Below are 20,265 nucleotides of genomic sequence, written 5' to 3' on the forward strand. Positions count from 1 at the left end.
GCTTGGCATGGATCGCTCTTCCCAACAATCAAAGGAACACATCACATGACAGATCTGGCAGAGGCCGGGTCCGTGGCCGCTCGGCCGGCGGGCAACCTGGCGACGCCTCCGGCTAACGGGGACACCGGGTCCGCCCCAGCGGCCGGCAGAAGTTGGTTTGACGGTCTTTCCGAAGGCAACCGCAAGCTTGCTGAAGCCAAGGGCTGGACAAAGCCTGAAAGCCTCGATCGGGTTTTCACATCCTATGCGGAACTGGAGCGCCAGCAGGGGGAAAGCCTGCGCGTTCCGGCAAAGGACGCGCCGAAGGAGGAATGGGACAGGTTCCATTCCAGACTCCCGGAGGCCCTGCGTCCGGTGACCTCGGCCGAGAAGGTCGAATACCGGCGGCCCGACAACCTGCCGGAGAACTTCGCCTATTCGTACGAGCTCGCCAATGCCTCCAAAGCCTGGGCGGTCGAAGCGGGCGCCAGCCCCAAGATCGCCCAGGCCTATCACGACCGCTTTGTCGGCTACATGGCCGAGCAGCAGCGCTTGCAGCAAGCGGCGTTCGCCCGCTCGGTCGAGTCCACGCATGACGAGTTGGTGCGTGACTGGGGGCCGACCGACAGCGACGGCTTTCGCCAGAAGCTCGAGGTCGCCAACCGGGCGATGAAGAAGCTCGGCCTGGTCGACGCCTACAAGCAGAAGGGCATCCTTCTGCCCGACGGCGCCCTGACCGATCCGCAGATCGCCCGTGCCTTCCATGCGATCGGCGAGGCGATGTTCCGCGAAGACACGATCGACGCCGACGGGGCGCCCAGGGGCCACAACCCCTTCCGGCGCAACGCCGCCGGCGAGCGCAATATTTCGGCGATCTCGGCCCTCGTCAAAAGCGACCCTCAACGCGCCCGGCGGCTCGCCCGGGATGCGGGCGAAAACCCGGATCTCTGGATGCCCAACAACCCGCTCTAGCCGCCGGCCCCATCTCACCAACCTCAAAGGAAAGACCAAATGGCAGACGCCTATACCCGCATCGCGGACGCGATCGTTCCGTCCGTCTATGCCCAGTACTCGTTCGAGGAGCACGTCCAGTCCCTCGAAATCTACCAGGCCGGTATCCTGTTTTCCGACCCGGCGATCTCCTCGAAGCTCTCGATGGGCGGCCGCTCCGTCGACATGCCCGGATGGAAGGATCTCGGCAACGATCCGTCCGAGCCGGTCAATGACGACCCGGCCGATTCCATCGAGATGAAGAAGATCGGCTCGCGCCGCGAGGTCGCCGCCCGTAACGTGCGTGCTCAAGCCTGGGGCGTGCCGGACCTGACCGCAATCCTTGCCGGCGACGACCCGCAAAAGCTGATCGTGCGCCGCCAGACCGAATACTGGCAGCGCGCCAACAAGCTGACTTTGCTCGGCATCCTGAAGGGCGTTCTTGCCGACAATATCGCCAATGACGGCGGTGACCTCGTGCGCACCACCGGCGCCTCGATCGTCGACACCGACATCATCGAGGCGGCGTACCTGATGGGCGATCGCGCGGACAAGTTCCGCACCATCTGGATGCATTCCAAGCAGATGAAGGCGCTGAAGCTCGCCGACCTCATCGACTATGTGCCGTCCTCGGAGCAGGGCGGGCCGCTGATCCCCTATTACATGGGTCTACGCTGCGTGGTCGATGACGATATCCCGCAGGCGGCCGGCGTTTACACGGCCTTCATGTTCAAGGACAAGGCGATCCTGTGGAACGAGCTGCCGGTCAATTCCGAAGGCGGCCCGCTGGAGTTCGACCGCAAGCCGCGCCAGGGCCATGGCGGCGGCGTTACCGAAATGGTCGGGCGCCGGCATTTCGTGGCGCATGTGCCGGGCACGAGGTTCCTCGACGCCTCCACCGCCGGCGAGTTCGCCACCGACGCCGAACTGGCGCTGGCCGCCAACTGGGACCGCACCGCGTCGAGCGTGAAGAACATGAGCTTCATCGCCCTGAAGACGACCGAGGCGTAAGGCGAATGCAAGGCGCTCGTCCGTCAATCGGCGGGCGCGGCAAGTTCACCAGCCAGCGGCGAGGGGGCCGGCATGTAAACTTGCGCCCTCTCGCCCAAAGCTTCATTTCAAGGATCGATGCCTGCCTCACGTGGATTAGGGAATCCTAAAATAAGTGCGCCGGATCAAACGGTTAATGGCTATTAATGCCAAGAAATTCGGCCCATAGTGATCTTTTTGCTACAGCAATCCGATATCGTCCGAGGCTAGACAATGGCATCTTATGAATCGGGCTGGGGAATTTCATGAAATCGTTTTTTCTTGCTTCTGTTTTCGGTCTCGCTCTTTGCGGTTCCGCTACGGCTGCTGACGTGCTGGCGTCCTCCGAAGCGCCAATGGGGAACTGGCAAGGTGCCTATGCAGGTGTGATCGGCGCCGGCACACTCGAGCACTACAAGATTCATCTGACGGGCGCCCCCTCATTTGTCGAGAGCAAACACAGCGTGGGTTCCGCGACGATTGGTGGCTTTGCTGGCTATAATTTCCAGTCGGGCCAGGTCGTCTATGGCGTTGAAGGCGAGCTCGGCTATCGCTTCAAGAAGTCCACTTTTAACGATGTCACCGGCCCTGGTACGCTTGACGTTTCGACAGGTCTGTACGGATCGCTAAAGGGCCGAGTCGGTCTGGATATGGGATCATATCTGCCGTTCGTGACCGCGGGTATCACCGGGGCGCGGCTCAAGACGTTTTATCCTGGCGGCCCGGCAGAGGCCGATGCCACCTTGTTCGGCGGTGTGGTCGGCGCAGGCGTCGACGTTGCGCTGACTCATGACGTCTTCCTCCGCGGCGAGTACGACTTCTCCTTCTTCGGCAAGAAAACCCTGGAATATTGCGGCTTCGGTTGCCGTCTGGATCACACGGTTCAGACGCATGACTTCAAAGTCGCCATCGGCATGAAGTTCTAAGCTTTCGAACCTTAGGCGGCGTCTAAAGCGCCGGCGCTTCTTCGCGCCTTTGTCCTGCGGACATCTCCCCACAAGCGATCCACTTGGGGGAGATCGGCTACCTTGGCGAACCATTTCATCCTGTAAGGTTGGCGACGGGCAAAAAGCCGGCGCAGCATCCGATTTTCCTTTTGCGGGGTGTCCGTTAGACCAGAGGGGCCGCTGGCCTCAGGGGCTGCGGATAAACGCACGCAATCCAAGCCGCCATTGGCGGCTTTTTTCATGCCCGGAGTTACCCATGATTTTTGCTCGACCAAACCGGAAGAGGCGCTGACCCATGGCCATCACCCCGCTCGACATCGCCAACATGGCGCTGGCCGTCCTCGACGAAGCGCCGATCGACAGTCTCGACCAGGACGTCAAGGCGGCCCGCCTGGTCAACCTTCATCTCGACCTCACTCGCGAGGGCGAGCTCGCCAAGCACGCCTGGGTCTTCGCCATCCTTACGGCGCAGATACCGGGAGCCGACACCGGCAGCGGCGACTGCACGCTGAAATATGTATACGAGCTGCCCGCCGACTGCATCCGCCCGCTGCCGCTGACCGGCAATGGCGAGCCCGACGGCCAGCCGATCTCCTGGCGCCAGGAGGCGGGCCTCATCTACTCCGATCAGCCCGGACCGCTGACCGTCCGCTACCTCGCCAACCTCACCGACCCGAACGACTGGGACGCGCTGTTCACCGAGGTGCTGGTGGCGGCGCTGGCGATCAAGATCGCGCATCCGCTGACCCACAAGGCCGGCATGATCGACATTGCTCGCGCGGCTTACGACCGCGCGCTCGACGCGGCCTTCAGCGCCAACGCTATCCAGCGCGGAGGGCGGCTTTATATCGGCGCCTGGGCGACCCAGCGCGGCGATTTCCGGAGTCTTCGTTGATGACTGCGCTCTACCCGGTCCAAGACGTCTTCACCCGCGGCGAGATCTCGCCGAGGCTGCACGCGCGGGCTTCACTCGACCTCTACCGCGCGGCGCTCGCCAAATGCGAGAACTTCGTCACGCTTCCGCATGGCGGCATCCGCGCCCGCGGCGGCACTTATTTCGTCAATGAGGTGAAGAACTCGGCGAAGAAGACCCGCGCCATTCCCTTCATCTTCTCCTCCGAGCAGGCCTACTGCCTGGAGTTCGGCGACCGGTATATCCGCGTTTACGCCTATGGTGCGCGCGTCGGCACGGTCGAGATCGCGTCGCCCTATCTCGAGGCGGACCTTTTCGAACTCGCCTATGTGCAGTCGGCCGACCAGATGTGGATCACCCATCGCGATTATCCGCCCAAGGTGCTGACCCGCGAGGCGCACACCATCTGGACGTTGACCGACTTCCAGTTTCTGGATGGGCCTTACGACGAGATCAACGACACCGGAACCACGATGACGCCATCCGACGTAGGCGCTGTACACCCTCTTATGACAGGCGTCACTACGCCAAGCGGCACAGTGACAGGAAAGTATTCAGTAGGAAATGAGTGGCAGGCATTCAACGATGCAGCAAGCGACTATTACGATGGCTCGCATGGCGACGGTTGGATAGCCTATGACTTCCCGGGCTCTACAACTAAAATATGCGACGCATACTGGATAAAGTCTCTTGCATCGAGTCCCCAATTCACACCCGTCTCGTGGACCTTCGAGGGCTATGACGGAACCAACTGGATCGTGCTCGACACTCGCGCAGCGGAGACTGGGTGGGGGCGCAACGAGAAGCGCTTCTTCGAGTTCTCCAACTCGGTATCGTTTCAGGCGTACCGCATAAACTGGACGGCTACCGACGACAGCAACCAGAACGACAGCGATATTAAAAGCATGGGTTGGCACGAAGACGGCGACACGATGACGCCGTTCAACCTCACTGCCTCGTCCATTATGGGCATCAACGACAATACCGGCTTCCAATCGACCGATGTCGGGCGCACGATCCGGCTGCTGGGCTCGGACGGCATCTGGCGCTGGGCGAAGATCGCGAGCGTCATCAGCACCACCGTGGTCACCATCAGGCTCTATGGGCATTCGCTGCCGAACCTCACCCCGATCACCCGCTGGCGTCTCGGCACGTTCGTGCCGGGGAAATATGTGGAATCGGGCTCGCTTTACGAGGAACGTCTGACGTTCAGCCGGCGCTTCTCGGTCTATGCCTCGGCCACCGGCGACTTCGACAATTTCGCGCTCGGCGAGAAGGATGACGACGCGCTGGAATTCATCCAGGCCGGCGGCGGCCAGGCCAACGACATCGTCTGGATCGCCGATTCCGACGGTGCGTTGCTGATCGGTACCTCGGGCGGCATCCGCGCGCTGTCCGGATCCGGCATAGACGAGGCGCTGACGCCATCCTCGTTCAAGAACCGCCGCTCGCGCACCTTCGGCTGCGCCCGCATCCGGCCGGTCGATGCCGGCCAGTCCTTCCTCTATGTCACGCGCTCGCGCCGCTCGATCGCGGAGTTGACGCAGGTACAGACCGGCCGCTTCACCTCCGACGACATCGGCCAGATTTCCGAGCACATCACCAAGCAGGGCGTGGTCGAACTCGCCTTCCAGACCGACCCGGACCCGATGCTGTGGTTCCCGCTCGATAATGGCGAGCTCGGCGGCTACACCCACCAACCCAGCCAGGAAGTGCGCGGCATGCATCGCCATCGCTTTGGCGGCGGATTTTCCGGCTCCGGTTGGGCGGTCGTCGAGAGCGCGGTGGTCACGCCCGGACAGAATGGCGTCGACGACATCTGGCTGATCGTCAAGCGCACCGTCGGCGGTGTGACCAAGCGCTATATCGAGGTGATGCAGGCGCCTTTCGAATACGGCGCGCTGGAAGACGCCTTCCAGGTCGATTGCGGGCTGACCTATTCCGGCGCCGCGGTCAACATCGTCTCCGGCCTCGGCCACCTCAATGGCGAGAAAGTCGACGTGCTGGCCGACGGCAAGGTCTTTCGCGGCCTCACCGTCGCCTCCGGCCAGGTGACGCTGCCTGGCGGCGCAACCGCCGCCAAATGGCAGGTCGGGCTTCCGTTCCAGGCGCAGGCCGACACGCTGGAGCTCGATGTCGGCGGCCAGGACGGCTCGCTCATCGGCCGCCGCAAGAAGGTGGCCAAGCTGATCCTGTCACTGCTAGAGACCGACACCACGGGGCTTCAGATCCAGTCCTTCATCCGCGGCCGCTGGGAGGCCGTGCGCATGCCCTCGATCGTCGCGCCCGACGGCAAGGCTAAGCTCTACACCGGCAATGTCGAGGTTCCGATCGACGACAGCTGGGAAGGGCAGGGCAGGGTGAAGATCCGCCACGTCAATCCCACGCCCTGCACGATCCGGGCATTCACGCCTGTATTTGACGCCGAGCCTTAGGCGGTTTTTCTGCCGCGACACTCAACGCCGAGTTCCCCCCTCTGGCCTGCCGGCCATCTTCTCCGCAAAGGGCAGATCAGCTGGCCTCTCCACCTTCGCCAATCGCCGACGTCGCAAGATTGGTGACCCGCCGGGACTGCCAATCTCGTCCTTGCTGGTAGCGGGAGATGTCCGGCAGGACAGAGGGGGTGCTGTCCCCGCCAGCTTTACGATTTTCAGCCCTCCACCAAGGAACCTACCTCTCATGATACCCCAAGCCGAAGCTCTCGGCAGGGCGCGCACGGCTGCGGATCTCGCAGCCGTCATCGCTCTGCTCGACGCCGATCTCTCGGAAGCCGTCGCCAGCCGCCAAGGCCTGAAGCAAGCGGAAGACCGCGCCATTCTCGGCGATGGCGACCTCGCCGCCGCGCGGGCCGCGCTCGACGACTGCAATGACAGGATCGCGATGCTGGAACGAACAATCGCCGCCGCCGGCACCCGCCGCGCCGCCGTTGCGGAAAGCGAGGCGCGTGCCGACATCGAGGCGCTAGCCGAGGAGATCGAGGGCAAGGCAGCACTTCTCGGCTCCCGCTGGTGCGCTGTTCGCCGCCTCGTCGAGGAATTGCGCGAGGAACTGTTCGAGGCTGATGCGCTGTCGCGCGCCATCGCCACTGCCAATGGCCTGTTCGATGCCGCCGGCTTGCCGCGCCTGAAGGTGAGCCTTGCAGCCACCCGCCGCGCCGCCATGGCCGGCCCGCGCGCGGCCGCGCCCGCGCGTCTCAGCCGCGCAGGGCTCGCCGCCGACCGGCAGCTCCTTTCGCTCATCGGCACCGGCGGCGCGCTCGACCCCCGCCCGGCGCTGCGCGCCCCTGTCGCGGGCTCAACCAGGAAACCCAAGACCCGGCGAGGCTGAACCATGTGTACATTAGCTCTTCTTGGACTGGCGGGTACGGCCGTCTCGGTCGGCGGCTCCCTGATGCAGGGCGCCCAGCAGCAGCAATTGGCCAACTACCAGGCCAAGGCCTACGAGCAGCAGGCGCAGGCCGAGGCCCAGCAGGCCGCCTTCGACCGGAGTCAAGAGCGCCGCAAGCAGGACCTGCTCGAAGCCCAGGCGCGCGCGCAGGCCGGCGCCTCCGGTGTAGGCATAGCCGGCTCGCCGACCGAAGTTCTGGCGGCGAACGCCCGGCAGGGTCAGGTCGACCTCGATGCGACTCTGTACAACTCACGCCTGCGCCAGAACAACCTCAATACCCAGGCCGCGATCTCGCGCTTCCAGGGCAGCCAGGCGATGACGGCCTCGATCTTCAAGGCCGGCAACAGCCTCATCGATGGTCTGTCCGGCCTCTATGACCCGGCCAGGACCGTGAGCTTCGGCGGGTCGTCGCTCTCGCCTCGGGCGAGCCGGGCCATCATCGGCGGCTACACGGGGCTCTACTGAGACGGTCCACATCATCCCTCTTTTTGTCGGCGAGCGCCGGCTCGATACCGGCAACGCGGTGCAATATCCGGACTCCTCGCCGGTCGGCGAGGCAGTCCAGCAGTTCGGCGACCGGTGGCAGGCCGCGGCCGAGCGTTACGAACAGCGCAAGGCGCAGCAGCAGGCCTTCGACACCGAGATCGCCGCGCGCCGGCCGAATGGCGAGTTTGCCCAAGCCGAGGCCGAGACGGTGGCCAACGCGCCCGCCGACGGCGCCGGCCTGCACGAAGCCATGTATGGCCAGGTCGATCCGTATACCGGCCAGGTGGTGAAGACCGGCCTGTTCGACACGCTGTTCGGCAATTTCCTGAAGCAGGTGCCGCCCGAGCTGCGCGCCAGCCTTGCCAGCCGCAAGGAAGCGCTGCGAGAGGCGGGCGCGGTACGCATGGCGCTGCAGCAAAATCAGCGCCGCAAGCAATATGAGCAGGATCAGGTGGCGGAGGTCCACACCGCCGAGCTCAACAACATCGCGCGAAGCGACCCGAACGACACCGCCGCCTTCGACGCCTCCCGCCAGGCCGGCCTCGACATCCTCGCCAAGATGGACCTCGATCCGCAGATCAGGCTGCAGGCCGAAGCCGGCTGGCGCGCCCGTACGGCGAAGGAGCGGATGCAGGCCCTGATCGCACAGGACCCGAGTCGCGCTGCCGAGATCCTCGGCGCCGGACCGGTGGTGAGCGAGGGCATGGGCGAGACTGTGCGTGCGCAGCTTGGTGCCAGCGCGCAGGATGAGCAGGCCGCCGCGAAGGGCGACTGGCGCCGCAGCAAGACGCCCGACGAAGTGATCGCGCAGGCGTTCGGCGACCTTCGTGAAGAGGAACAGCGGGCGATCCGCCGACAGGCTGATGCCGCTAATCTTGCGCTGAAGGTCAGGATTGGCGCTGCGATCAGCCGCGCCGAAGCAGAGGCGCCTGACGAGATCGCGCGGGCAGGCAGCTACTCCGGCAACCTACCAGGCGAGGATGCCTACAAGATCGTCTACGGCCCCCACGAGGGGCCGAAGCGTCGGCAGGGTCTCGAATGGCAGCTCGATGTCGGGAAGAAGATTTTCGACATGGGTACGATGTCGAACCAGGCCATCAATGCAGCCATTGTCAATGCCGAGGCCGGATCGAATTCCTCGGCAGACGAAGAGGGCGATGAGCCAACCGCCGTCGCGGGAAAGCTGGTCCTGGATAGGAGGCGGGTCGATTCCGGTGGCTACGTCAATGAAACGTCTCAAGAGATCGCCGCAGGCTGGAAAGCCGTATTTGGCAATGGGCCTTCTGATCCAGAAGCCTATGACCAGGACACATACGACAGAACAATAGAATTGTCTGTCGCCAGGCAAAAGGCATTGGGCATCGATGATGAAAATCTCCATCCCGTGCCGTTCGCCATGCTTCTCAAGCTTGCCGAGGACCGCGACAGCGGAAGTATGGACTTAATGGACAACTACGCAAAGGTGAGCAAGTTGTTCCCGCACACGAAAGGCGCTGTCGCGCAGGCGGCTCTGGTCCGGGAACTGGATGCTGCTGGTCTCGGCGGCATTCTCCCCGGTGGCAAGCCAGGCCTTTCTCCGAGAGAGGTGTTTCAAGCGGACGCGAAGGCCATTAGCAAGGAGACTGCGAATGCCGGCTTACTCGCCGGCAAATTGATCAAAGGGGCTGGCTACGTTGTTTCCCTTGGATCAACCGAGCGTCCCGATTTCGGCCATGGATACTACCAGCCAGCGAACAGCACCGAAAAGGTGATGATGCGTCAGCATGGTGACGCATTGAGCTGGGCGATACCGGTGCCCGGGGTTGGTCGAGTTGTTGAGAGCGCGATACCGCGCGCAGTTGAGCGGTTCGGCGTCGCCGCGGCTGAGCGTGCCGAAAGCCCTATCGCCACCAAACCCCTCGCGAGTGCGGACGCAGCGAATATCTCTGTTCCAGAAGCTGTTCCCAGGCAAGGAGCCGGACCCGAGACCGGCGCCGAGACGGCAACCAAGGCGGAGGGCCGACAAGCAGCGCTGGCACCCGGTTTGGCAAACAGGCCACCGCTCGAAATACGACGCCCTGAAGGCTTTAAGCTCGATATTTGGACGGCGCCGATGTTGGACGCTGCTCACGCAGTACTTCAGTTCGCCCGCAGCAAATTCGCAGGCAAGATCGTCGTGAATGCTGAAGATGGCTCCAGCATTATTATTAGAGCGAAGAGCCTAAAGCATTCGCTGTCTTCCGGTGCAGGACAGATATCGCGGAGTGCGTTGGCCGCAGCCCTCAGGCTCGACGACCTAATAGCCTCGGCGCATTTTGTCGAAGCTGTACCGGACCGGAAAGGTCGAGCTGAAATCCTAAGTGTGCTTCACTACGAACGCGCAATCACGATGGACGGCCACGATGCACTCATTCGCATTGTTGTACGCGAAAACAGGGACGGCCGGCGCTACTACGATCACTATGAAGTGCGCAAGTTGTCAGCTGGGAATCCGAACCCAGGTTCCGGCCCAAATGATCCACTGGGCACCAGACAGGGCGAGTAGAAGTGGAGTGAAGAGGCGGCAGTGGCTCCCGACCCGCGGCCGGATTTTACTCCAACAAATCAGGTAATTTGGGGGGCCACTACCGTTCAAAATCTACTACAAAATCGAACAGAAGTCTATTGTCCGACGCAACCAAAACGTCAAATCCGTAAATGGCGGGTCCAGTTCACCGTAGGCGGAATAGTCGAACCGATTTTTGGCTCGGATACGTTATTACGCTGAACTTACAAGCTTTGGGATGGGAGAACCCGAGATATGAATCAATCGGATTAGCAGTGTTATGCTAGATAACGAGAAATCAAGAATCGAAGTATGAGCCCCGCAGAATCAGAAACGACGAGCTTCGTCGATTGGGACCATCGCCCCGCGATTATTGGCGTTGGAGGCGCATACGCCATGCTTAAACCCAACACGGCTTGGGTTCGAGTCAGCGCTGCGGACGTTGGGAATTCGGCCGGCATTCTCGATGAAAAAGAATGGCGCGAGCGCTTCGAAGGGGACTTTGGCAAACTCGACCTACCGCTGGACCTCGCCGATACACCGTCCAATGTTCCGTGGCACTGGCGAGACAGCAAGAAATGAATCCGCTGTCAGACAATCGACCGCTGCGGTTCGTCGATTGGGAGCGCCGCCCCGCTGTTATCGGTGTGGGGGTGCAAATGCCATGCTTAAGCCCAATTCCACCTGGATCCGAGTTAGTGCAGCGGATGTCCGAAATTCTGCCAATGTGCTTCACGAAAAGGAGTGGCGTGATCAGTTCAAAGAGGAGTACGGGGAACTCGACCCGCCATTGGAACTTGCCAACACGCCATCAAATGTTCCGTGGCATTGGCGCGACAGCAAGAAATGAAAGCGCTAGGAGACAACTGGCCCAGGTGCGGTTATAGCCGATGACAACGAAAAGCTCCTCATCGACGTCAGGACCGGACGACAACTCTCCGATCCCGAGACCGGAAGACTCCTCTACGACCGCGAAGGCAGAGCCCTCGGCGCCGAAAGCGTGGTCGGACGACGTACCGTGGGAAGAGAAGATATTGCCATCCTACCGGAAGAATATGCCGCCATTACTAAGGCAGCGATTGGCCAGGGGTATACGCCAGTCGAGGCGGGAGCGCTTCCAAAAGGAGTAGTCGGGAAATACGTAGTTGCCTCGGGTCCAAATGGCGCGGACAGGTCTATCTATCTTTTGAAGACACTTTCAAAAGGAGCGGCAAGCAAAGTAGGGGCGCATGAAATGGGCCACATGATCGATGATCTTGCTGGCAAGATCGTCGGTCATGATCGGGTTGGGCCGGTTCGAATGATCGACCAGGATGGGATCAAGGCCGAACTCAGGTGGCTCTACAACGACCTCAACAATCCCGTTCTGCAGAGGGCTCGCGCCGCCGGGCAGGCTGTCGAACAATCCTCGTCGAAAGTGTACCGAGGGTTCGGCCCGGAGCAAATGGGTTACAAGAAGGGGATGGAGGCGGACAGGGAATTGATGGCGGAAGCCATTCGCGCCTACATGGCCAACCCCAACTATATGAAGACCGTCGCGCCAAAGACGGCTGCCCGCATTCGCGCCTATGTGAATGAACACAAAGATCTGAAACACATTGTTCAGTTCAACAGCGCTCTCGGCACCGCCAGCGGGGCGGCCGGAGCGGGAGCGGCTTTGGGTTCAGATAGCTCGGATTCCGAGCGCGGGCAGGCTCAGTGAGGTTGGCGAAAATCGCGGCGACAATGAACTGATTTCCGGTGCGGCTATAAATCCAGCCTGCGCGCCAATCCAAATCTTTTTCCAAGCCTCGCTTTCGCGGGGCTTTTTCATGGAGCAAGCCTTATGGCCCGACCTGTAACTGCCGCCGTTCGCCTGTTGACCGGCGAGCGCGAACCCGTGCGCCTGGCGACGACCGCGAACATCACCCTTTACGGCCTGCAGACCATCGACGGCGTGCTGACGCAAGTCGGCGACCGCGTGCTGGTCAAGGATCAGGCCGATCAGACCCAGAACGGCATCTACGCCGCGAGCGAAGGCCAGTGGTTTCGCGCCGCAGACGCCCGCACCGCGCGAACGATGCAGAAGGGCACGACCGTGCATGTGCAGAAGGGCACCGTCTCGGCCGATCGTGTCTACGCCTTCGAGACGCTGGATCCGGTGATCGGCGCCGATCCGATCCCGCTCAGCTTCTATCTCTCGCAAGACACGCTCGGCGGTGCGGTGGACGCGGCCAACGCCGCAGCGACGAGCGCGGCCGCGGCACTCACTTCGAAGAACGCGGCGGCCACCAGCGCCACCAACGCGACGGGCTCGGCCACGGCCGCCTCCGGCTCCGCCACCGCTGCGTCCAGTTCCGCTACCAATGCCGCGATCAGCGCCACCAATGCCGGCAATTCGGCGACGGCGGCGAGCGGCTCCGCTTCCGCCGCCGCAGGTTCGGCCACCAGCGCCGGCACGTCGGCAAGTGCTGCCGCCGGATCGGCTTCGGCCGCGTCTGGCTCGGCCACCGCCGCTTCCGGCTCCGCGACCAATGCCGCGACCTCGGCCACCAACGCGGCGGCAAGCGCCGTCGCCGCCGCCAATGCGGCGGCGGCACTTGGCTACACCTTTTCCACCAGCATCGCCGATGCCGATCCTGGCAACGGCACGCTCAAGCTGAACAACGTCAGCGCCGCCTCCGCCACGGCCGCTTATATCGACAATCTCGATTCCAGCGGCGCCACGGTGAGCGGCCTGCTGGACACGTTCGACGACAGCACCAACACGATCAAGGGCCAGCTCACGCTGCGCTCCAAGGCGTCGGCGGCAATCGCCTATGTCTACAACGTCATCGGCTCGGTGGTGGACGGGGCGGGCTATCGAAAACTGACGCTCGCCTATGTCAGCGGCGCCGGCACCTTGCCTACGACCGCAGACGGCATCTGGCTGATCTTCACCCGCGCCGGCGATAAGGGGGCGGATGGCACCGGCGTCGGCGACTTCACCGGCCCGGCCTCCTCGGTGACCGACAACGTCGTGACCTTCGCCGGCACCACAGGGAAGGCCGGCAAGGATAGTGGCGTGGCAGTGGCAAGCCTGATCACAGGGCCGGCCTCGGCCGCGACCGACAACATCGCCACGTTTAACGGCACGACCGGAAAGCTGGTGAAGGACAGCGGCGTGGCGGTGGGAAGCTTGGCGCCAAGAGCCAATGCCTCTTTCACCGGCACCTTCAGCCCGCCGACGAACGCGATGGCGCTGAATACTCTGGCTGACAGCGCTGCGGTGTCGGTCCTCGGCCGATCGGCCAATTCCAGCGGCGCACGCGCGGATATCGCGGCGGGGTCGGATGACACTCTGCTGCGGCGGGTGTCCTCGGCGCTGGGCTTCGGCCAGTTGACGGCAGGCATGGTGCCGGCCGGGCTGGTGACCTATGCCATGCTCGCGTCGCAGGCGATTGCCTCGAACAGTGAATTCCAGCTCGGCACGGCCAGCAAGTTGCTCACAGCTGCCGCGCTCAAATCGACGGTCGCCTACCAGGCGTTGACCTCGGGCGCGACCGTTTCCTGGGATATGTCGCTCGGCAACAACGCCTCGCTGGCATTGAGTACGTCGGCGACTCTGAACAATCCAACCAACGCCAACCCTCTGTTCGGTTTTGTCGTGAAGGTGACTGCGGTCACCTCTGCCCGAACGCTGTCTCTCGGGGCGAATTTCGTGGTGGCCACGGGCGTCGAGAGTTTCCCGATAACCATCCAGACCACCGAAACCGTCTACCTGACCGGCTTCGTCGACACCACCAGCCGCCTCGTCATCACAGGCGTCGTGAGAACATAAGGAGCAAACCATGACATCGATTCTCGTTCGGAAAACTGACGGCATCTGGGGTGAATGGCACGGCTCCCTCGTCGTGCAGCAGGTGGTCGGCAGCTACACCGCAGTCTACGGCGACGGCCGTCAAATTGAGACGCCGTGCGATCCCTATCCGATCGACGTCCAGATGAACGGCGACAGCCTGCGCGGCTTCTACGACCAGGGCATCTGGACGCTCGAGAAAGTCGAGGCGGTGGGCGGCAGGATTGCAGCGCCGTTTGAGGTGCCGGAGGGAAAGCAGACGGTCGGCTTGCCGTCTTATGTGGAGATCGATGGCGTGATCCAGCAGGTCTATGAAGTCGAGGACATCCCGCCGCCGGAGACGCCGAGTGCGGAAGAAAAGATCGCAGCCATGCTAGCGAATTTCGATCTCTCAATCAGCGCGTTGAAAACCGCGCTTGGGCTTGCTTGATATGTTGCCCGGTATCGTCCCGGCTATAGCCAGGCCCCGTTATCGGGCCGGCGCTGTGAACTTTGACGGCGTCACCACCGTCCTGTCTCGCGGCGGCGGTTTGACGGGAGCCGTTGATGGCAATTCGATTTTAGCGTCCTTTTGGTTCAAAAAGGCTACGGACGCTGGTCCGCTGACGCCGCTAGGCGGCATCGGCGTAACGGGTGCTACCGGCTCTCGCGTTCTGCTGAACTTGAGCGCTTCCGGCCTCACGTCGGTTTCGGTGAGTAATTCGTCGGGTACTACCATTGCCGATATTCGGTCATCTCCGGTGTACAACGTCGCGTCTGGATGGAACCACTTCTTAGCTTCGTTTCAGTTGGCGAGCACGGCCACACGTTGGTTTTATATGAACGACGTTTCTGATCTGGCCACGGCAGCGACCTATACCACCGGTCAGAACATCGACTGGACATTGGTCGACTGGTTTGTCAGCGGCGGTGGCACGAACAACCCCAAAATGAACGGGGACTTGGCCGACCTCATGGTATGGCCAAGCTACCTGGACCTATCGGTCGTTGCTAACCGTAGACTGTTTATCGATTCGATCAAGAAGCCCGTCAATCCGACAGTCGCGGTCGCGGCTCTGGGAACGCCTCTGATCTACCTTAGCGGCCCGACTTCGGGATGGCCGACAAACAAAGGTGGAGGCGGGGGCTTTACGTTATCTGGAACCCTTGCCGACGCAACGTCAAGGCCGGGAGATTAATCGAGTAGCTGGAAATATACCGCGACCAGGAATACCGCCAAAATAATATTAAGAAGCGCTAGCCCGACTAGAGCCCATAAAAGCAGCGGCATCGGCTCGTTGTAAGAGGCTTCACCTTCCCAAACGTCGTCAGCACTTTTGTACTCGAAGTCTTCCATGGCTCGGCCCCTCTTCGGAAGCCGATACTAACAACATATTCGACAAATCCAAGCATCGACTGCCCTGCCGGCCGGAAAGGAACACTCATGGATCGCAATTTCGCGCGTGCCCTTTCGCTCGTCTTGAAATCCGAAGGCGGCTGGTCGGACAACCCTGCCGATCCTGGCGGCGCGACCATGAAAGGTGTCACACTGGTCAATTTCCGCCGTTACGTGAAGGCCGACGCCACCAAGGCCGACCTTCGCGCCATCAGCGACGAGCAAGTCGCCACGGTCTATCGCCGTTTCTACTGGGATGCGATCGTTGGCGCCGAGCTCCCCGATGGTGTCGACTATGCCGTCTTCGACTTTGCCGTGAACAGCGGGCCGGGCCGGGCGGCAAGATATCTGCAGGCGGTGCTAGGCGTTGGCCAGGACGGCCGCATCGGTCCGGCGACGCTCGCGGCGGCGAGGGCAAAACCCACCGGCGTCGTGATCGACGCGCTCTGCGACGCGCGGCTCGCCTTTCTCGAAAAGCTTTCGACCTGGCCGAGGTTCGGCCGGGGCTGGAGCGCCCGCGTCGCCTCGGTGCGGCGGCAGGCATTGCTGATGTCGGCCGCGCCGTCGGCGGCTGGAGAATCCGCGTCGCCGGAGCCTGCATCGGGCGATGATATTACGCCGGCAGCAACGCCCGCCGGCGCCGGATCGCCCGCCGTAAGTGATGCACCCATCGCGCTACCCAAATCCGCATCGTCCGCCAAGGCCGCCGGCGTCCTCGCTTTGATCGCGTTGGCGCTCGGTTCGCTCACCGCCTGGGCCACGCATCTTCCCTGCGATCTTTTCGGAGTGTTCTGCCAATGATTGCCGTCATCATCCGCATCGCCCTGCGCTATTGCGCGGGTGTGCTTGTCGCACGCGGTCTCCTGGGCGCCGACGACGCCTCGGCGTTCTCCGCCGATCCCGACATCCAGATGGCGCTGGAGACCGGCCTCGGTCTCGCCATCGCCGCGACGGCCGAGTGGTGGCATCTGCTCGCACGCCGGTTGGGCTGGGAGCGCTGAGATGGAAAACCTGCAAAGTTTGCTCGCCGCCTGCATTGAAGCCGCCAGGCCGTATGTGATCGTGGGCGCCGCCTGCTTCATCGCCGGTCTTCTCATCGGAGCGCTGCTATGAGCGCGTTGCTGGCATGGCTTCTCACCAATCCGACGATCCTGGCGATCGGCGCCGGTTTCGTCGGCGCGCTCTGCTGGGGTTTCCGCCAGCGCCTTGCCGGCGCGCGGGCCGAGCTGAGCAAGCAGGCCGACGCGGAGGCCGCAGCCCGCAATATCGCCGACCAGGTCGACAACGACATCGGCGCCTTGCCGGCAGGCGCGATCAGGAAGGAGCTGAAGTCATGGGCAAGGGACTGATTGTCGCCGCCATAGCCGCCGCGCTTGCCGGCTGCACGACGGCCAGGGGCGGCTTCTGCGCTGTTGCCTCGCCTGTGCGCCTTTCCAATAGGGCGGTCGACGCGCTATCGGACCAGGAGGCGAGGGCGCTGCTTGCGCACAACCGCAAGGGCGAAAAACTCTGCGGCTGGAGGCCGTGATGCATGACATCTTCGATCTTCTCGGCATCAAAGGCCAGGTCGTAGCGGCGGGGCTCGCCGGCGGCGTGCTGAGGGCGCTGTCGCGCCATCGCTACAAGCTGCGCGAGATGATTGCCTCGCCCATCTGCGGCGCTTTGGCCGCCGCCTATCTGACGTTGCCTGTCGTCGCCTGGGTTCGTGCAAGCGGCCTGCCGATACCGGACGCCGCCGACGATACCACCACGCTCGCCGCAGCCTTCCTCATCGGCGTCTCGGCAATGTGGATCTCGGACATCCTTTTCGAGGTGGTTGTGCGAAGATTCAAGCAGACACCGGATTTCTAGGCAGCGGAGGCGTTGAGTCAGACACGACATACGTCGGTCCCGGTCTCAGCGTTCGCCTGTTGGAGCCGCTGGAAGAATCCAGGCGCAACGCCTATCTATGGAGCAATCCAAAGGAGGTGTGACATGGCTTCTTCCACCGAGCGTGCGGTCCTTGCCGGCGGTTGCTTCTGGGGCATGCAGGATCTGATCCGGCGCTTGCCCGGCGTGATCTCGACGCGAGTGGGCTATAGCGGCGGCGATGTTCCCAACGCTACCTACCGCAATCACGGCACTCACGCCGAGGCGATCGAGATCATCTTCGACCCGGCCAGGACCAATTTCCGCACGCTTCTCGAATTCTTCTTTCAGATCCACGATCCGACGACGAAGAACCACCAAGGCAACGATATCGGCACAAGCTATCGTTCGGCTATTTTCTACACCAGCGACGAGCAGAAGCGGATCGCCGAGGACACGATAGCCGACGTCAACGCATCCGGCCTGTGGCCTGGCAAGGTCGTCACCGAGCTCGCCCCGGTCGGGCCCTTCTGGGAAGCTGAGCCCGAGCATCAGGACTATCTTGAGCGTTACCCCAACGGCTATACCTGCCATTTCGCGCGGCCGGGCTGGAAGCTTCCGGTCCGCCAGCAGGCGGCCGCGTCATAATCATGGCTGCTTGATATAGCCTTACGCGCTTTGATCCGCCCGCCGTGCCGGAAGGCATGGCGGGCTTTTTTTGCGTTCCGGCCTGCCGCCCGGGGCGGGCAGGCTCAGCCCTTGGCGCGACGCCCTTCGTGTTCGTGGCTGCCGATCCAATGGGCACGGATGCGGTCACTGGCTTCGAGATAAGCCATGTCGATCAGGTAGGTCAGAAGCTTTTCGCCATCGGCTTCGGCCTTCTGGCGAAGTTCTCGCAAGATCCCCTGCGCAAACTGCAGGTTTTCCATTTTGCTAGGCTGGTCCATGGGCCCCTCAAACGTATACGCGGTAAGTTTGGCTCACTATGCTTGTATGAAGATTGTGGCCCCGCTCGCGGCGAAGCTGTACCCGGTTGCATTGATGCTCGATCAACGAACGCGTTGGACATCGAGCGGAAATGTCGATATTTTACGCGCCCGACCGGATAGCGACCATGCACGAAGACGAGGGCAGCACTCCCGACAAGTTGCAAGTTATGCTTGACGTGATTGCCAGGAGCGTGCCCTCGGCCGAGAGCGGGCAGGCCGATTTCGGTCGGTTGAGAGCCGATGCCGCCAAGGCCGCCGGCGTGCTGATCGAATTTTACGGCGATGAGGCGCTGGAGCGAGCCAAACTCATCGAACGCCGATCCCCCCAGTCGCTTTTCGCGCGCATGGTCACGGCCGAAATCGGCAGGCGCGGCAAGCGAAGCTAGCGAAAGCGGCCTCAGGACGATCTTCGCCTCCTCAGTTTTCTATCAAGGCGCTGCTCGGCCTCTTCTTCGATATTGTCCAGAAGATAGGACATTAGGTCGTGCCCGATCGATCGCGCTATGTCCTTGGCCTGCCCGACATGGTTGTGGATCTCGCGCAGCGCCTGCTCCTCGCACGCGGTGTCGTACGTCAGATCAACGAACCAGCCAGGGTAGAGGGCCGCTTCGCCCACCCCGTCGACGTAACATTGGCCGACGGCCAGGATCTTGCGCAACCCCATCTTCTCCGAACGGACCCTATAGATCTGCCTGAAGCTGGACTTGCGCTCCACGGCCTCGCGGATAGCCAGCCGAACCCTTGAGCGGTCGTCCTGGTCGATGCTTTGCACGCATCGCTCCAGCGACGCGCCGTGCGAGAATTCGTCGAGCGTCAAACCGAAGTAGTCTGAAAGATTGGCGTCGCCATAGACACGGTCGCGCTTGATGTCCCAAGTCCAGAACCCGTCGATCGGTGGATACCGTACATGCATGTTGCGGCTGTGTTCAGGCGCCGACGTCATGAAAACCGCCCCGTCCGGTTTCAAGATTCGGCAGCACTATGTAGCAAAAACGGGAAGAAACAAAGATGGCCTTTTGTACAAGGCCTAAAGTCATTGCGCTTGCCGGTCGTGGCAATTTTAAACGTCATGTTCGCTATAACCGGAATGGGAAGTGATTAAAAAAATTTCTTGAGCCGAAAGAATTTTCACCTTGGTACTGCAACTGCAGCTTGTACTTCACAAGATAAGCACTGAAGATGCCAGGAGGAACAATCTCAAGGGTTGTATTGCCGCGGGAAACATGGTTGAAAATTCTTACATTTGCAAAGTCGGTAAAACTCTGTTGCCTGAAGCCGTGCCGGCCACGACTCATGTTTTACCACGTTCAAAACGCTAGCGGCAGCGGATTGGCCGGCAAACCGACTGCTGGTTGAAAAAGCAAAACTTCAAGAAAAGTCCGCGCATATCAATCGACAGCCGAGCGCTTTTCCGGATTATCCGGTGGCGGCCGCTCGACCGAAGGTCGTTGTCGTTACGACCAAAGTCCGCCAAGGGTCCGACCTAGGCTGACCTTTGTTGTGGCTCCGCGCTGGGTTCATCGCCTGTGGCCGAATCATCGGCGACCCGGTCATGCTCGAACTGACGCGCCGCGGGCAGGGGGTGCAACCAAGGCTCGCGGCGTCCGATCCAGAGTTCGTAGCTCGGCACCAACCCTTCGGTTGGCGCAACGTCCAGGCTGCCGATCGGGACCTCGGCCTCGTCATCGCCGACGGACGGAACGCGGCTTCCGCAACTGGGACAAAAGCTTCGAATGCCGTAGCTGCTGGTGATGCCGGTGGTTTCGAACGCTCGCAGCGGCCATACGGCATAGGCATGGAAGGCCGATCCGCTTGTCTTGCGGCAGTCCTTGCAGTGACAGAGGCCGACCCGGAGCGGCTCGCCGGTGACGCGGAACTGCACGCCGCCACATAGGCAACTGCCGCTGCGCGCGATTTCAGGCATTGCCGTTCCTCCTGCGGTTATGCACGGGGCCAAGTGTCTCTCTCGCGCCCGGCAAGC

At 62.2% G+C, this 20,265-nt stretch carries 24 protein-coding genes; 20 read left to right on the forward strand and 4 right to left on the reverse strand.

Translation table 11 applies throughout. The features are described 5' to 3' along the window. Positions 1-45 precede the first annotated feature (45 nt). The 13 genes from ACVMIM_RS18250 (at position 46) to ACVMIM_RS18310 (ending at position 15,250) form a co-directional block, all read left to right on the forward strand. Positions 46-951, forward strand: a complete 906-nt coding sequence (locus tag ACVMIM_RS18250) for a hypothetical protein (protein ID WP_476113683.1) — start codon at positions 46-48, stop codon at positions 949-951. A 39-nt stretch (positions 952-990) separates the two neighbouring features. After that, the gene (locus ACVMIM_RS18255; protein ID WP_476113684.1) at positions 991-1,980 is read left to right on the forward strand and encodes a Coat protein; all 990 of its coding nucleotides are present in this window, start codon (positions 991-993) and stop codon (positions 1,978-1,980) included. Positions 1,981-2,264: 284 nt separating this feature from the next. Then, positions 2,265-2,924, forward strand: a complete 660-nt coding sequence (locus ACVMIM_RS18260; protein ID WP_476113686.1) for an outer membrane protein — start codon at positions 2,265-2,267, stop codon at positions 2,922-2,924. A 316-nt stretch (positions 2,925-3,240) separates the two neighbouring features. Then, positions 3,241-3,840, forward strand: coding sequence for a phage connector family protein (locus tag ACVMIM_RS18265; RefSeq protein WP_476113687.1), 600 nt, complete (start codon positions 3,241-3,243; stop codon positions 3,838-3,840). Further along, positions 3,840-6,293 carry a phage tail protein gene (locus ACVMIM_RS18270; RefSeq protein WP_476113689.1) on the forward strand — a complete coding sequence of 818 codons (2,454 nt, stop codon included), beginning with the start codon at positions 3,840-3,842 and terminating at the stop codon, positions 6,291-6,293. The genes ACVMIM_RS18265 and ACVMIM_RS18270 overlap by 1 nt, the downstream gene beginning before the upstream one ends. A 244-nt stretch (positions 6,294-6,537) precedes the next feature. Further along, on the forward strand, positions 6,538-7,185 hold the full coding sequence (locus tag ACVMIM_RS18275) for a hypothetical protein (protein ID WP_476113691.1): 648 nt from the start codon (positions 6,538-6,540) through the stop codon (positions 7,183-7,185). Between the two features lie 3 nt (positions 7,186-7,188). Then, positions 7,189-7,710, forward strand: coding sequence for a virion core protein, T7 gp14 family (locus ACVMIM_RS18280; protein WP_476113693.1), 522 nt, complete (start codon positions 7,189-7,191; stop codon positions 7,708-7,710). 58 nt (positions 7,711-7,768) lie between these two features. Further along, positions 7,769-10,255 carry an LPD3 domain-containing protein gene (locus ACVMIM_RS18285; RefSeq protein WP_476113695.1) on the forward strand — a complete coding sequence of 829 codons (2,487 nt, stop codon included), beginning with the start codon at positions 7,769-7,771 and terminating at the stop codon, positions 10,253-10,255. Between the two features lie 312 nt (positions 10,256-10,567). Further along, entirely contained in the window at positions 10,568-10,837 is a 270-nt protein-coding gene (locus ACVMIM_RS18290) for a hypothetical protein (RefSeq protein ID WP_476113696.1), read from the forward strand. Positions 10,838-11,498: 661 nt separating this feature from the next. Beyond that, positions 11,499-11,957, forward strand: coding sequence for a hypothetical protein (locus ACVMIM_RS18295; RefSeq protein WP_476113698.1), 459 nt, complete (start codon positions 11,499-11,501; stop codon positions 11,955-11,957). 123 nt (positions 11,958-12,080) lie between these two features. Beyond that, complete coding sequence (locus ACVMIM_RS18300) at positions 12,081-14,054, forward strand: autotransporter outer membrane beta-barrel domain-containing protein (RefSeq protein WP_476113699.1); 1,974 nt, start codon at positions 12,081-12,083, stop codon at positions 14,052-14,054. A 10-nt stretch (positions 14,055-14,064) separates the two neighbouring features. Further along, complete coding sequence (locus ACVMIM_RS18305) at positions 14,065-14,502, forward strand: hypothetical protein (protein ID WP_476113701.1); 438 nt, start codon at positions 14,065-14,067, stop codon at positions 14,500-14,502. Next, positions 14,489-15,250, forward strand: a complete 762-nt coding sequence (locus ACVMIM_RS18310) for a hypothetical protein (RefSeq protein WP_476113702.1) — start codon at positions 14,489-14,491, stop codon at positions 15,248-15,250. The genes ACVMIM_RS18305 and ACVMIM_RS18310 overlap by 14 nt, the downstream gene beginning before the upstream one ends. On the opposite strand, the gene ACVMIM_RS18315 is transcribed toward ACVMIM_RS18310, so the two are convergent. Continuing rightward, complete coding sequence (locus ACVMIM_RS18315; protein WP_476113704.1) at positions 15,247-15,408, reverse strand: hypothetical protein; 162 nt, start codon at positions 15,406-15,408, stop codon at positions 15,247-15,249. The two genes, ACVMIM_RS18310 and ACVMIM_RS18315, sit on opposite strands and share 4 nt — an antisense overlap. Before the next feature lie 87 nt (positions 15,409-15,495). Here ACVMIM_RS18315 and ACVMIM_RS18320 point away from each other — a divergent pair, with 87 nt between their 5' ends. From ACVMIM_RS18320 to msrA, 6 genes are all read left to right on the forward strand, one after another. Next, a complete protein-coding gene (locus ACVMIM_RS18320) occupies positions 15,496-16,248 on the forward strand; it encodes a glycoside hydrolase family 108 protein (RefSeq protein WP_476113705.1) in 753 nt (250 codons plus the stop codon). Beyond that, the gene (locus tag ACVMIM_RS18325; RefSeq protein ID WP_476113707.1) at positions 16,245-16,448 is read left to right on the forward strand and encodes a hypothetical protein; all 204 of its coding nucleotides are present in this window, start codon (positions 16,245-16,247) and stop codon (positions 16,446-16,448) included. The genes ACVMIM_RS18320 and ACVMIM_RS18325 overlap by 4 nt, the downstream gene beginning before the upstream one ends. 108 nt (positions 16,449-16,556) lie before the next feature. Next, on the forward strand, positions 16,557-16,796 hold the full coding sequence (locus tag ACVMIM_RS18330) for an ABC transporter permease (RefSeq protein ID WP_476113709.1): 240 nt from the start codon (positions 16,557-16,559) through the stop codon (positions 16,794-16,796). Further along, the gene (locus tag ACVMIM_RS18335) at positions 16,781-16,975 is read left to right on the forward strand and encodes a hypothetical protein (RefSeq protein ID WP_476113710.1); all 195 of its coding nucleotides are present in this window, start codon (positions 16,781-16,783) and stop codon (positions 16,973-16,975) included. The genes ACVMIM_RS18330 and ACVMIM_RS18335 overlap by 16 nt, the downstream gene beginning before the upstream one ends. Continuing rightward, the gene (locus ACVMIM_RS18340; RefSeq protein WP_476113712.1) at positions 16,975-17,298 is read left to right on the forward strand and encodes a hypothetical protein; all 324 of its coding nucleotides are present in this window, start codon (positions 16,975-16,977) and stop codon (positions 17,296-17,298) included. Before ACVMIM_RS18335 ends, ACVMIM_RS18340 begins: the two co-directional genes overlap by 1 nt. Positions 17,299-17,421: 123 nt before the next feature. Then, positions 17,422-17,943: a peptide-methionine (S)-S-oxide reductase MsrA gene (msrA, locus tag ACVMIM_RS18345; protein WP_476113713.1), complete on the forward strand. Its 522-nt coding sequence runs from the start codon at positions 17,422-17,424 to the stop codon at positions 17,941-17,943. A 104-nt stretch (positions 17,944-18,047) separates the two neighbouring features. On the opposite strand, the gene ACVMIM_RS18350 is transcribed toward msrA, so the two are convergent. Further along, positions 18,048-18,242 (reverse strand): hypothetical protein, encoded by a 195-nt coding sequence (locus ACVMIM_RS18350; protein ID WP_127235553.1) that lies wholly within the window; start codon positions 18,240-18,242, stop codon positions 18,048-18,050. 167 nt (positions 18,243-18,409) lie between these two features. Here ACVMIM_RS18350 and ACVMIM_RS18355 point away from each other — a divergent pair, with 167 nt between their 5' ends. Beyond that, on the forward strand, positions 18,410-18,670 hold the full coding sequence (locus ACVMIM_RS18355; protein WP_476113715.1) for a hypothetical protein: 261 nt from the start codon (positions 18,410-18,412) through the stop codon (positions 18,668-18,670). 11 nt (positions 18,671-18,681) lie between these two features. Here the strand turns inward: ACVMIM_RS18355 and ACVMIM_RS18360 are convergent, their stop codons facing one another. Next, a complete protein-coding gene (locus ACVMIM_RS18360; protein ID WP_476113716.1) occupies positions 18,682-19,251 on the reverse strand; it encodes a PAS domain-containing protein in 570 nt (189 codons plus the stop codon). A gap of 516 nt (positions 19,252-19,767) precedes the next feature. After that, entirely contained in the window at positions 19,768-20,208 is a 441-nt protein-coding gene (locus ACVMIM_RS18365; protein WP_476113718.1) for a GFA family protein, read from the reverse strand. Positions 20,209-20,265: the final 57 nt, after the last annotated feature.

This window comes from Mesorhizobium sp. USDA 4413, assembly GCF_056280365.1.